This window comes from Streptomyces griseus (genome assembly GCF_900460065.1).
Classification (GTDB): domain Bacteria; phylum Actinomycetota; class Actinomycetes; order Streptomycetales; family Streptomycetaceae; genus Streptomyces; species Streptomyces griseus.
On sequence record NZ_UAVD01000012.1, the window covers coordinates 139,240 to 152,337 of the forward strand.

Annotated in this window: 11 protein-coding genes; 5 read left to right on the plus strand and 6 right to left on the minus strand. The window is 72.1% G+C overall.

Annotated features, from left to right (window positions below; translation table 11 throughout):
- Positions 1-36: 36 nt before the first annotated feature.
- Positions 37-1,452, plus strand: a complete 1,416-nt coding sequence (locus DTB53_RS07550) for a M1 family metallopeptidase (RefSeq protein WP_012380330.1) — start codon at positions 37-39, stop codon at positions 1,450-1,452.
- A 27-nt stretch (positions 1,453-1,479) separates the two neighbouring features.
- Here the strand turns inward: DTB53_RS07550 and DTB53_RS07555 are convergent, their stop codons facing one another.
- Both DTB53_RS07555 and DTB53_RS07560 read right to left on the minus strand, forming a co-directional pair.
- Positions 1,480-3,102, minus strand: a complete 1,623-nt coding sequence (locus DTB53_RS07555; protein WP_012380331.1) for a M4 family metallopeptidase — start codon at positions 3,100-3,102, stop codon at positions 1,480-1,482.
- Between the two features lie 333 nt (positions 3,103-3,435).
- On the minus strand, positions 3,436-4,011 hold the full coding sequence (locus DTB53_RS07560; protein WP_003968222.1) for a TerD family protein: 576 nt from the start codon (positions 4,009-4,011) through the stop codon (positions 3,436-3,438).
- A 184-nt stretch (positions 4,012-4,195) separates the two neighbouring features.
- Between DTB53_RS07560 and arfB the strand changes: the two genes are divergently transcribed.
- On the plus strand, positions 4,196-4,630 hold the full coding sequence (gene arfB, locus DTB53_RS07565) for an alternative ribosome rescue aminoacyl-tRNA hydrolase ArfB (RefSeq protein WP_012380332.1): 435 nt from the start codon (positions 4,196-4,198) through the stop codon (positions 4,628-4,630).
- Between the two features lie 159 nt (positions 4,631-4,789).
- Here arfB and DTB53_RS07570 read toward each other — a convergent pair whose 3' ends face one another.
- Positions 4,790-5,296 (minus strand): flavin reductase family protein, encoded by a 507-nt coding sequence (locus DTB53_RS07570; protein WP_042496840.1) that lies wholly within the window; start codon positions 5,294-5,296, stop codon positions 4,790-4,792.
- A 430-nt stretch (positions 5,297-5,726) separates the two neighbouring features.
- Here DTB53_RS07570 and cdgB point away from each other — a divergent pair, with 430 nt between their 5' ends.
- Positions 5,727-7,385 carry a diguanylate cyclase CdgB gene (gene cdgB / locus DTB53_RS07575; RefSeq protein WP_003968225.1) on the plus strand — a complete coding sequence of 553 codons (1,659 nt, stop codon included), beginning with the start codon at positions 5,727-5,729 and terminating at the stop codon, positions 7,383-7,385.
- Positions 7,386-7,528: 143 nt separating this feature from the next.
- Entirely contained in the window at positions 7,529-8,533 is a 1,005-nt protein-coding gene (locus DTB53_RS07580; protein WP_003968226.1) for a carbohydrate-binding protein, read from the plus strand.
- Between the two features lie 39 nt (positions 8,534-8,572).
- On the opposite strand, the gene DTB53_RS07585 is transcribed toward DTB53_RS07580, so the two are convergent.
- From DTB53_RS07585 to DTB53_RS07595, 3 genes are all read right to left on the minus strand, one after another.
- Complete coding sequence (locus tag DTB53_RS07585) at positions 8,573-9,499, minus strand: 1-phosphofructokinase family hexose kinase (RefSeq protein WP_003968227.1); 927 nt, start codon at positions 9,497-9,499, stop codon at positions 8,573-8,575.
- 146 nt (positions 9,500-9,645) lie between these two features.
- Entirely contained in the window at positions 9,646-10,803 is a 1,158-nt protein-coding gene (gene nagA, locus DTB53_RS07590) for an N-acetylglucosamine-6-phosphate deacetylase (protein WP_003968228.1), read from the minus strand.
- Positions 10,803-11,693: an ROK family protein gene (locus DTB53_RS07595; protein WP_003968229.1), complete on the minus strand. Its 891-nt coding sequence runs from the start codon at positions 11,691-11,693 to the stop codon at positions 10,803-10,805. Before DTB53_RS07595 ends, nagA begins: the two co-directional genes overlap by 1 nt.
- A 434-nt stretch (positions 11,694-12,127) precedes the next feature.
- On the opposite strand from DTB53_RS07595, the gene DTB53_RS07600 reads away from it, so the two are divergent.
- On the plus strand, positions 12,128-13,098 hold a 971-nt coding region (locus tag DTB53_RS07600; protein ID WP_112416003.1), incomplete at its 3' end, for an ABC transporter substrate-binding protein.

Genomic DNA, 13,098 nt, shown 5'->3' on the forward strand with positions numbered 1-13,098 from the left:
GGCGGCAGTCCGACGACAGGACCTAGGATCCATCGGGTGAATCGCCCTCGCCCGGTCCGGCGGCGCACCGCCCGCACCCCCCTGCTGCCGGCCCTCGCCCTGGCTCTCCTCGCAGGGGGCTGCACGGGGGGCGTCGAGGGGACCCCGGGCGCGGCCGGACTGCGCGACCCGTACTTCCCGGGGCTCGGCAACGGCGGCTACGACGTCACCCACTACGGCCTGGAGCTCGACGTCGACCCGGCCGGAGACCGGCTGCGCGGCACGGCCACGATCACCGCCCGCGCCACCCAGGACCTGAGCGCCTTCCACCTGGACCTCGCCGGGCTCGACGTGGAGAGCGCCGCGGTCGAGGGCCGCCCGGCCGCCGTGAACCGCGCCGGCAAGGAGCTGACGCTGCGACCGGCGGCCGACGTGGAGGACCGGTTGCGCGAGGGGCGCACGTTCACCGCCGTCGTGCGCTACTCCGGATCCCCGGAGACGATTACCGACCCGGACGGGTCGGAGGAGGGCTGGCTGCGGACGGCGGACGGCGCGGTCGCCCTCGGCGAACCGGCCGGCTCCATGGCCTGGTTCCCCGGCAACCACCACCCGAGCGACAAGGCCGCGTACGACATCGAGGTCACCGTCCCCGATCCGCTGAAGGCGGTCTCCAACGGGCAGTTGGTCGCCCGGCGCACGGAGGACGGGCGCACCGCCTACCACTGGCGGACCACCGAGCCGATGGCGAGCTATCTGGCGACCGTGGCCGTCGGCCGGTTCACCACCGAGCAGGCGCGCACCGCCGAGGGCATCCGCCTGTTCACCGCCGTGGATCCCGCGTCGGCGGCGGCGAGCGAGGACGTGCTGGAGCGGATCCCCGAGGTGCTGGCGTGGTCGCGGGCCAGGTTCGGGCCGTACCCCTTCACCTCCGCCGGGGCGATCGTGGAGCGCACGGGCGATGCGACGTACGCCCTGGAGACCCAGAACCGGCCCGTCTTCCCCGGCCCGCCCGACACCGGCCTCCTCGTCCACGAGCTGGCCCACCAGTGGTTCGGGAACTCCGTCACCCCGAAGACCTGGCAGGACATGTGGCTGAACGAGGGCTTCGCCACGTACGCGGAGTGGCTCTGGGCCGCCGACCACGACGGCGTACCGGTGGGGGAGAGCTTCGACGAGGCGTACGAGGACGACGCCAACTGGGCGTTCCCGCCCGCGGACCCGCCCACCGCAGCCGAACTGTCCGAGCCGCCGGTCTACGGGCGCGGGGCCATGGTCGTGCACCGGATCCGGCTCGCGACGGGCGACGACCGGGCGTTCTTCGCGCTGGTGCGGGGCTGGACGGAGAAGTACCGGCACGCCAACGCCTCCACCGACGACTTCACCGCGTACGTGGAGGCGGAGACCGGCCAGGAACTCGGCGGGCTGTGGGACGACTGGCTGTACGGCGGAAGCCGGCCCGCTCGGGAGGGCTGACCGGCTTCCGTTCTCCCTACGGCCGGGTTACTTGACGTTGACTCCGGTCCAGGTGGCCGAGACCGCCTTCAGCTCCTCGCTGTCCGCGCCGAACAGGTCGGTCGCCGCCTTCTCGGTGGCGACGCGGGCACCCGCGTAGTCGGTGGTGGAGGTCATGTAGACCGAGAGCGCCTTGTACCAGATCTGGTAGGCCTTCTCCCGGCCGATGCCCGTCAGCGTCGAGCCGTCGGAGGTCGCGGAGTCGTACTCGACGCCGTTGACCGTCTTCTTTCCGCTGCCCTCGGCGAGCAGGTAGAAGAAGTGGTTGGCGACGCCCGAGGAGTAGTGGACGTCCAGGTTGCCGAGGTTCTCGTCCCAGAAGTCGGCGGAGTTGCCGTCCTTGCTGGGCTTGTCCATGTAGCGCAGCGGGGTGCCGTCGCCGTTGATGTCGATCTTCTCGCCGATGAGGTAGTCCCCGGCGTCCGAGGCGTTGTCGGCGAAGAACTCCACCGAGGCGCCGAGGATGTCGCTGGTCGCCTCGTTGAGGCCGCCGGACTCGCCCGCGTAGTCCAGGTTGGCCGTGGCGGAGGTGAGGCCGTGGGTCATCTCGTGGGCCGCGACGTCGATCGAGGTGAGGGCGGCCTTGTTGCCCTCGCCGTCGCCGTAGGTCATGCAGAAGCAGCTGTCGTCCCAGAAGGCGTTGACGTAGTTCTCGCCGTAGTGGACCCGGGAGTAGGCGGCCTTGCCGTCGCCCGCGATGCCGTCGCGCCCGAGGGCGCTCTTGTAGAAGTCCCAGGTCTTGGCCGCGCCGTAGTGGGCGTCGACGGCGGCGGTCTGCCGGTCCCCGCCCGTGCCGTCGCCCCAGGTGTCGTCGTCGTCCGTGACGAGGTCGCCGGTGCCGGAGGAGCCCTGGTTCAGGTCGTACGTCTTGTGGCCGCCGCGCTCGCCGTCGGTCAGCTCGAAGCCCGCGTCGGACTTCGTGGTGGTGAGCTCGACCTCGCCGCTGTACTGGCTGTTGCCGGTGCCGGTCTCGATCGCCTCGTAGCTGTGCAGCTTCTTTCCGGTGGTGGCGTCGGTGATGGTGTGGACGCGGCTGGGCGTGCCGTCCTTCTGGACGCCCTTCTTGACGGTCTCCCAGGCGAGGACGGGCTCACCGCCGTGGCTCGCGAAGATCACCTTGCGGGCGCTCGCCGCGGCCTTCAGCTTCGGCGTCGTGGACGCCACGGCTATCTTCGCGTCGGTCGCCCTGTCCACGCTCTTGAGCTCGCCTGCGGCGGTGGTGTGGGTGACGAGGTCGCCGCCGAGGACGGGCAGTCCGTCGTAGGTGCGCTCGTAGCGGGTGTGGACCGTGCCCCGGGCGTCCTTGATGACGTCGCGGGCGATCAGCTTCTCCTGGCCGCCGAGCTTCAGGGCCTTCGCCGCCGAGGAGGCCTCCGCCTGCGCCGACTTGATGGCCGTGGCGCGCTGCGCCGAGGGGTTCACGCCGAGTGCGGCGGCGGTGGAGGGCGTCGCCGCGGTGGCGCGGGCGGCGTCGTCGCCGGGCGTGGCGACCGCGGATCCGGCCTGGACACCGGCGACGACCATCGCGGCGACCGCCGCGAGTGCTGCGAGCCGGCGGGTGCCACGGGTACGGGTGGCGCGGGGGGTGTGGGGGGTGGTGTGGAGGTTCATGTGTGTGTTCTCCGTTGGTCGTCCTGTGGGGGGACTACGAGCGGAGAGCGTGCCATCAAATGTGCGAAGTTGACGGTGTGCCGACAATTGCCTCACATTTCTTTGACCAGTTCTTGTACGGATGGAGTGCTGTGCGGTCCGGTATTCGGTGAAGTGGCGGTGTTTCCGTCGTGCGGGGCGGGTGGTGTGACGGACCGCCGTGCGGGGCGGGGCGCGGTGACGGTCCGTCGCATGGGGCGGGAGGCGTGACGGTCCGTCGCACACGCGGGAGCCCCCGGCCGCGAAGGCGGCCGGGGGCTCCCGTGAAGCGGGTGGAACGGTGGTGCGCTCGGGTCAGAGGTTGACGCCGAAGTCCTGGGCGATGCCGCGCAGGCCGGAGGCGTACCCCTGGCCGACCGCGCGGAACTTCCACTCGGCGCCGTTGCGGTAGAGCTCGCCGAAGACCATGGCGGTCTCGGTGGCGGCGTCCTCGCTCAGGTCGTAGCGGGCGATCTCGGCGCCGCCGGCCTGGTTGAGGATGCGGATGAACGCGTTCCGGACCTGGCCGAAGTTCTGGCTGCGGTTCTCGGCGTCGTAGATGGAGACCGGGAAGACGATCTTGTCCACGTCGGCCGGCAGGCCCGCCAGGTTGACGTTGATCTGCTCGTCGTCGCCCTCGCCCTCACCCGTGACGTTGTCACCGGTGTGCACGATGGTCTGGTCCGGCGTCGACTTGTTGTTGAAGAAGACGAAGTGGCCGTCCGAGACGACCTTTCCGCCCGCGTTGACCGCGATCGCCGAGGCGTCGAGGTCGAAGTCGGTGCCGGTGGTGGTGCGGACGTCCCAGCCGAGGCCGACCGTGACGGCGGTAAGGCCCGGTGCCTCCTTGGTGAGCGAGACGTTGCCGCCCTTGGACAGGCTTACTGCCATGGGAAGTCCCTTTCCTCGTCGTGTGCGGGCTTCGTGCCATCACGAAAGCTACCGTCACCCGTCATAACGCAGGCAGCGGACCACGAGGTTCCTGGTCGCTTTACTTTCTTTGCGAACTTCCTCCGGGCGCGGGGGGTCGCGCCGGTGCAAAAGAAGGTGACGGACGGGGCGCGGGGAGGGGACCATGGGTGTCATGTCCGGGCCCTATGTCATCCGCGGCTCGGTCTCCCTCCCGGAGGCCGAGCTCATGTGGCGTTTCTCGCGGTCCTCGGGGCCCGGCGGCCAGCACGTCAACACGAGCGACTCCCAGGTGGAGCTGCGCTTCGACCTGGCGGCGACCGACGCGCTCCCCGAGGTGTGGAAGGCGCGGGCCCTGGACCGGCTCGCGAGCAGGCTGGTGGGCGGGGTGATCTCCGTACGGGCCTCCGAGCACCGCTCCCAGTGGCGCAACCGCGAAACGGCCGCCGTCCGGCTCGCCGCCCTCCTCGCCGAGGCCACGGCGCCGCCGCCCAAGCCCCGGATCAAGCGGAAGATCCCGCGCGGCATCAACGAGCGCAGGCTGCGGGAGAAGAAGCAGCGCGGCGACACCAAGCGCGGCCGCTCGGGCCGCGACTGGTGACGCCGAGGGCCCCGTTGCGCTGACCGCGAAGGGTGCCCCGTGCCGTGACCGGGAAGGCTCCCGTGTCGCGCGTGACCGCGCAGCCCCCGTGCCGTGACCGCCCAGCCTCCCGTGCGTGGCCGGGAAGCCCCCGCACCGTGGCCGCGCAGGCTCGGGCCGTCAGCCCAACTGGCGGTAGCGGCCCTTGAAGTAGGCGAGCGGCTCGCCGTCCGGGCTCGGCAGCTCCGCCGTGAGCACCCGCCCGATCACCAGGGTGTGGTCCCCGGCCACCACGCGCTGCTCGGTGCGGCACTCCAGCGTCGCCAGCGCCCCGCCGATCAGCGGCGCGTGCGTGACCTCTCCCCGTACGTACGGGAGGTCCTCGAACAGCAGCCGGTCGCTGATCCGGCCCTTCATGGCGAACCGCCCCGCGATGTGCCGCTGGCTCGCGGCCAGGACGGAGACCGCCCACAGCGGCTGCTCGTCCAGCAGGTCGTCCATCCGGGAGCCGTTGCGCAGGCTCACCATCACCAGGGGCGGTTCCAGGGACACGGACATGAAGGCGGTCGCCGTCATGCCCACGTCCTCGCCCCGGCCGTCCTCGTCGAGGGGCGGCTCCTGGGCGGTGACCAGCACCACCCCGGCGGCCAGCCGCGCGAGGGCGGCACGGAACTCGTCGTTGCTCACTCCCTCAGCATGGGGGACGGTCTCGGGGCGCGGGGCGGGGGGCTTCGTCTGGAGCACACACCGACGCTAACCGCCGGGGCCCGACGGTCACATCGGGCCAGGGGACCAGGCCGGTCCTAGGACTCCGGAAGGGCCGCGTGCGCCGGGTGCGGGAGCGGTACGACAAACGGGCGTACACAACAGGAACCGGTCCTTCCGGCCTCCGTCCACAAGGGGAACCGACCCCTCCGACCGCGCATCGAACGGGATCGAACACGCTGGGTCACCGCACCCCCCCGGCCATCTGTTGTGACTTGAGTCACAGAGTCCATTTTCTGCCGACCCTGTGTACCGGGTGCACAGCTCACTGTGATTCAGTGGCCGTGACACTGCAACAAGTACGTCGATATGAAACCTGGAGTTGCTGTCGAGGTCTCGGGGAGTGCGAGCGATGGAGGCCGAGTCGGAACCGTACGTCCGCCTTGCGACCATGCGACAGCTGCATCAAGCCGTCGCTGATCTCAATACGGCGCGGAGTCTGGCGGACACGCTGCAGTCCGTGGCCGACGGAATCGTCGCCGGTCTCGGCTACGAGCTGGGCTGCGTGAACCTGGTCCGGCCGGACGGCGACCTGGTCATCGCCGCCTTCGCGGGCAACGCCGCGGCCGAGGCCCTGATCACCGGACGCGTCGGCTCCCGCGCCTCCTGGGAACGCCGGCTCTCCATGGGCGAGGCCTGGGACAACCTCCGCTTCATCCCGCACACCGAGGGCTGGGTCCTGCTCGACGACGACGTGCCCCAGTGGCACACCGAGGGGCCCGAGCCGCGGTTCGAGGACGAGTGGCACCCGCTCGACCGGCTCTACGCCCCGATGTACGCCTCCGCGGGCGGCCGGGACCTCCTCGGCGTCATATCCGTCGACCGGCCGCGCAACGGGCGCCGCCCCGGCGCCTGGGGGCGCGAAGCGCTCCAGATGTACGCCTCCCAGGCCGCCATCGCCATCAGCAACGCCCGTCTGCGGGCCAACATGCAGCGCGCCCTGGTCCGCCTGGAGCGGGAGCAGCAGGCGCTGCGGGCCAGCGAGGAGTCCTTCCGGCAGGCCTTCGAGTACGCGCCCAGCGGGATGGCCATCGCGGAGATGGGCGGCGACCAGCAGGGCAGGCTGCTGCGCACCAACGACGCCCTGTGCCGGCTGCTCGGCCGCCCGGCCTCCGTCATGCGCCGCTACTCCTTCGCCGACCTGGTCCACCCCGAGGACATCGGCACCCTGCTGCGCACCTCCGCCGAGGGCGGCCGGGCCGAGCTGCGCCTCAGCCGCCGGGACGGCACCTACCTGTGGGTCTCGCTGCGCAACTCCGTCGTCGCGGACACCGCCGACGGGCCGCGCTTCCTGCTCACCCACGTCGAGGACATAGAGGAGCGCAAGCGGCACGAGCTGAACCTCGCCCACCGGGCCTCGCACGACGCGCTGACCGGGCTGCCCAACAGCGCCGAGCTGAAGTCGCGGCTCAGCGCCCGGCTCTGCGAGCGGCCGCACTCCTCCCCGGCCGCGACCGCGATCGAGGCGCTGGACGCGGCGTACGGGGACGTCGAGTCGTCCCTGACCCACTGCTACCAGGCCGACGGCTACGAGGGCGAAGCGGTCCCCGGCGGCGGCCCCTTCGACCATCACGTGCACGCGGAGGCCCCGGATCCGGAGCACGACGACGGGACGAAGGGCCTCGCGGTCCTCTTCTGCGACCTCGACGGCTTCAAGTCCATCAACGACCGCTTCGGACACCACACCGGCGACGCCGTGCTCATCGAGGTCGCCCGGCGGCTGAGCACCTGTGTGCGCGACGGTGACACCGTCGCCCGGCTCGGAGGTGACGAATTCGTCGTTCTCGCCGACGGCCTCGGGGCGGCGGACGCCGCTGACCTGGCCGTTCGCCTGAGAAATGCCATCATTCCGCCCATAAGGGTCGACGGTCGCGCGGTCCGGGTCGGGGCGAGCTTCGGCATCGGCTGGGCCGAGTGCGGAATGACCGTCGAAGAGGTGCTGCGCTCCGCCGACCAGCGGATGTACGTGGAGAAGCGGTCCCGGTCGAAGGTTCACCGCCGGGCCGGATGACGTTCACGGCCCGTTCCTCCCCCACCCCGTGACCGTTCCCCGACGGCCGCCCGGGTCACGGAGCGCAATTCGGCGCCTGCTCCGTTCGAGGTAGGCTCGGCCGGTCGGCGACGGCTGGCGACATGGTGAGGAGTGACCCAGGGATGACGGCCGGAAACAACGGCGCGAGCAAGCCCGAGGACGACGATCCGTTCGGCTATCTGTACGCGGACGGACAGGCGGCAGGCGCCCAGCCGCCCGGCCAGGGCGGCTACGGCTACCCGGGGCCGGCCGCGCAGCCGGGCGTGCCCCGGACGTCCTACAACCAGGTGCGGGCCGTCGGCGAGCGCCAGTACGGCCAGCAGGCGCCGCAGCAGCAGGGCGGGTACGGCTACCCGCCCCAGCAGGGCTACGGCCAGCCCCCCGCGCAGCAGTACAACCGGCCGAACCCGCAGTACGCGGCCCCCGAGACCCATCCGGGCGGCGGGCCGGGCGGGCAGCCCCCGGCGCACGGCGGCCACGGCGGCGGTGCGGGCCGGGGCGGTCCGAACACCAAGGCGCTCCTGATCGCGGCCGTCGCCGTGGTCGCGGTCGTCGTGATCGGCATCGGCGCGGCCCTGATCACGGGCGACGACGGTGACAAGAACGACAACAAGGACGAGGCGTCCTCCTCGCAGGGGCCCGCCGGCGAGGTCGAGGAGTCGAAGAAGCCGGAGCAGAAGCCCAAGGAGACCCCGAAGCCGGTCGAGCTGCCGAAGCAGGACGCGGCGACGCTGACGCTCGGCGGCTCGGCGGCCCTGGACTCCTCGGTCAAGGGCGCCAAGGGCGCGAACGGGAACTACATCAACCTCAACGAGGTCGGCCGGTCGGCCACCTGGTCGGTGGAGGTTCCCGAGGCCGGCGCGTACACCCTGTACGTGACCTACGGCGTGCCCGGCAAGGACGCGAAGACGACCCTGACGGTCAACGCGCAGGAGCCCCGCTCCATCAACATGAAGAACTTCGCGCAGGCCCCCGAGGGCGACCTGGAGAAGGGCTGGACGAACACGTACGCGTACGTCCAGCTCGACAAGGGCTCCAACACCCTCAAGCTGTCGTGCGAGACGGGCGACGAGTGCGACGCCAATCTCGACCAGCTGGAGCTGAAGTCCGGCCACATCAAGAGCTAGGCCGTGTCCGCGCCGACGCCCTGACCGCCCCCGAGGTGGTCAGGGCGTCGGCGTGTGCGGCTCCACCGTGACGCGCGGCAGCAGCTCCGCGTAGGCCGCCGCGTCGAACTCGCCGGCCGTCGGGGCCAGCACCGTCGCCGTCGACAGGGCCACCGCCCGGGCGAGGCGCTCCGGCCAGTCGAGGCCCTCGGCCAGGGCGGAGAGCAGTCCGGCCACCGCGGAGTCGCCCGCGCCGGTCGGGTTGCCGCGCACGGGGGCGGGCGGGGCGGCCCGCCAGACGCCGTCCGGGGTGAGCGCGAGCACGCCCTCCGGGCCCAGGGACGCGACCACGGAGTGGGCCCCGCGGCGGCGGGCGTCCCGGGCGGCGCGCAGCGGTTCCCGGGAGCCGGTCAGCCGGGCCAGCTCCTCGGCGTTCGGCTTGACCAGGTCCGGGCGGGCGGCGATGCCCCGGCGCAGCGGTTCACCGCTGGTGTCCAGGAGCACGGGCACGGCGGCGGCGCGGGCGATCCGGACCAGGTCCGCGTAGGCCCCGACATGGATGCCGGGCGGCAGGCTGCCGCAGAGCGCGACGGCGTCGGCCCCGGTGAGCAGCTCCTCGTACGTCCGCAGGAGGGCGGCCCACTCGGCGGGGCTCACCTGCGGACCGGGTTCGTTGAGCTGGGTGGTGTCGCCGGTCGAGCGGTCGGTGATCGCGAGGGTGCGGCGGGTGTTCCCGGCGACGGGCACGAGGGCGTCGCGCGGCGGGAGCGGGGCGAGGAGGCCGCGCAGGACGTCTCCGGTCGCGCCGCCGACGAAGCCGGTGACCACGCTCTCGTGGCCGAGCGCGCCGAGGACCCGGGCGACGTTGAGCCCCTTGCCGCCGGGGCGTTCGGTGACCTCGCCGACCCGGTGGCTGCGGTGCGGGACGAGCGCGTCGACGGTGTACGTCACGTCGAGCGCGGTGTTCAGAGTGACGGTCAGGATCACCTCTGCCGGTCCTCCCTCGATGCGTGGCCCAGGCGGTGCGCGCGCCCGTCCACGGGCGCCCATCCGATGATCATGTCAAAGCGACGGCGGTCGGCCCAGTCCCGCGGGCCGACCGCCATCGCTTCGTTACGTGCTCACCGCGCCGGCTACGCGGTCTTCGGCTCGATGATCCACTCGCCGCGGCGCATGACGCCCTTGAGGACGAAGTCCTCGTCGAGGACGACCAGGTCGGCGTCCTTGCCCGCCTCCAGCGAGCCGACCCGGTCGTAGACGCCGAGCAGCCGGGCGGGGTTGGCGGAGATGGACCGGACGACGTCCTCGACGGGGATGGCGTCGAGGGTGACGGCCCGCCGGAACGCGGTGTCCAGGGTGAGCGTGGAGCCGGCGATCGAGCCGCCCTCCACCAGTCGGGCCACCCCGTCGGTGACCTCGACCGCGAGCGGGCCGAGCTCGTACTTCCCGTCGCCGAAGCCGGCGGCGTCCATCGCGTCGGTGATCAGCGCGACGCGTCCCGCGCCCTTGTGGCGGTAGGCCAGCTCCAGGACGGCCGGGTGCAGATGCGTGCCGTCGTTGATCAGCTCGACGGTGATCCGGTCGTCCTCCAGGAGGGCGGCGATCGGGCCGGGCTCGCGGTGGGCGAGCGGCGGCATCGCGTTGAACAGGTGGGTGGCGACGGTCGCGCCCGCGTCGATGGCCTCGACGGTCTGCTCGTACGTCGCGTCGGTGTGGCCGATCGCGGCGATGACCCCGTGCTCGGCGAGCAGCCGCACGGAGTCGATGCCGCCGGGCAGCTCGGTGGCGAGGGTGAACATCCGGGCGGTGCCGCGCGCGGCGTCCAGCAGCTTGCGGACGTCGGCCGGGTCCGGGTCGCGCAGCAGCTCCTCGCTGTGGGCGCCCTTGCGGCAGGGCGAGATGAAGGGGCCCTCGAAGTGGATCCCGGCCAGGTCGCCCTGCTCGACCAGCTCGGACAGGACGCCCGCGCGCCGGGCGAGGAAGTCCATCTCGCCGGTGACCGTGGAGGCGACCATGGTGGTGGTGCCGTGCTCGCGGTGCGTACGGATGCCGGTGAGGACCTCGTCGACGGTGCCGGAGGTGAAGGAGGCCCCGCCGCCGCCGTGGTTGTGCATGTCCACGAAGCCGGGGACCACCCAGTGGCCGCTGAGGTCGATGGTCCGGGCGTCCTCCGGTGCGGAGGCGGAGATGCGGGTGGACTCGATGGTCACCCGGCCGTCCTCGACGGTGCCGCTGGGGAGCACCACCCGGGCGCCGGCGAGAACGGTGCTGTCTGCTGCGCGTCCGGCCATCAGGCGGAAACCTCCGTGGAGAGTAGATCCCAGGCGAGCAGCCCCGCGCCCAGGCATCCGGCGGTGTCCCCGAGGGCCGCCGGGACGATGCGGGGCAGCTTCTGGAACGTGATCCGTTCCTCGACGGCCGCACGCAGTGGTGTGAACAAGGTTTCCCCGGCTTCGGCGAGACCGCCACCGATGATGAGCGTGCCGGGGTCGAGGAGGGTGAGCGCGGTGACGAGGCCGGCGGCGAGCGCGTCGATCGCGTCCTGCCAGACCCGGATCGCCGCCGGGTCGCCGGATTCGACGGCCTTCGCGCAGTCCGCGGCGTCCGCCTCGGGGTCGCCGGAGGCGGCGGCCCAGGCGCGGGTCACCGCGGCGGCCGAGGCCAGCGTCTCCAGACAGCCGCGCTGGCCGCAACTGCAGTCGGGGCCGTCCGGGCGGACCACGATGTGGCCGATCTCGCCCGCGTCCCCGTGGGCGCCCGCCTCGATGGCGCCCGCGATGCCGATGGCCCCGGCGATGCCGGTGCCCAGCGGGACGAACAGGAAGCGGTCCGTGCCCCGTCCGGCCCCGATCCGGCCCTCGGCGAGCCCGCCGGTGCGGACGTCGTGGCCGAGGGCGACGGGGACGCCGATCCGCTCGGCCAGTAGCGCGCGCAGCGGTACGTCGCGCCAGCCCAGGTTCGCGGCGTACACCGCGATGCCCTTCTCGGCGTCGACGATGCCGGGCACGGCGACCCCGGCGGCGACGGCGCTCTCGCCGAGGTGCTCCTCGCCGTGGGCGCGCAGCTCCGCCGCGAACGCGAGGATGGTCTCGACGACCGCGTCGGCGCCGCGCTCGCGGCCGGTGGCCCGCCGCGCCTCGTGGAGGAGGGTGCCGTCGGTCCCGACCAGTGCGGCCTTCATTCCGGTGCCGCCCACATCGAGGGCGATGACATGTCTCACGGGAGACAGTTTCGCCCGCCGACCCCCAAAAGGTCTAGTCCACTAGCGTGGTTTGTTGCGCACCCATACAAAATGATGAAGGAGTGAAGGCCGGTCGTTTTCTGCCGGAAAGTCACTTATGGGGATCCCTGGACCGGGGGGAATCGGTCCAAAGGTCTGGACCAAGATACGGCCAGAAGCCCCCGACTGCCAGTGCGCGTACGCCAGTTGTGGCCCCCGGGACCCGTATACGTTGCCGAAGCGATACGCCGGTGGTGTAGACCTTCGCATCGCCCATGGGGGAAACTCGCAGTTCATCCGGACGGTGCCCAGGACAGGGCGGCGCTGCCGCGGCCGAACGGCGGGCCGGCGGCCGGCGCCGAGCGCGCCGTCCGTGAGCCAGGTGATCGACGAGGATGGGCGAGGCTGTGCAGCGGCGCTTTTTGGGTCTGACCGCGGCGGTGGCCGCGCTGGGAATGACGGCGGCGTTGTCGGGCTGCGGCGGTGACGCCGGCTCGGGCGACGTCACGCTCAAACTGGTCGCCGCCGACTACGGCACCGGCCCGGAGAACAGCTCCGAGAAGTACTGGAGCGGGCTCGCGGCGGGCTTCGAGAAGGAGCACCCCGGCATCAAGGTCGACGTCACCGTCCTCCACTGGAAGGACGTCGACCGCGAGGTCGCCGCGATGGTCAAGGCCGGCGACGCCCCGGACATCGCCCAGATCGGCGCCTACGCGGACTACGCCAAGGCGGGCAAGCTCTACACCGCCGACGAGACGCTCGCGATCCGCACCACGGCGAACTTCCTGCCGCGGCTCGCCGAAGCCGGCAAGATCGACGGCACCCTGTACGGACTGCCCTTCGTCGCCAGCACCCGCCTCCTCTTCTACAACGAGAAGCTGTTCGACCGGGCGGGCCTGGGCGCCCCCGAGACCTGGGACGACATCCGGAGCGACGCCGCCGCGCTCAAGGCCGAGGGCGTCGACTACCCCTTCGCCCTGCCGCTGGGCCAGGAGGAGGCCCAGGCCGAGACCCTGATGTGGCTCCTCAGCGGTGGCGGCGGCTACACGGACGACGTCGGCGCCTACGACATCGACTCGGCCCAGAACGTCGCCACGTTCCGCTGGCTGCGGGACAACCTCGTCGGCGAGGGCCTCACCGGACCGGTCGAGCCGGGCAAGCTGGACCGGGCGAAGGCCTTCGAGGCGTTCGCCGACGGCGAGGTCGGCATGCTCAACGGCCACCCCACCCTGATGGACGAGGCCGAGGCCAAGGGCGTCAAGGTCGGCATGGTGCCGCTGCCCGGCTTCGACGGCCCGACCAAGGGCTCCATGGGCGTGGCCGACTGGATGATGGGCTTCAAGGAGAACGGCCACCGCCAGGAGAT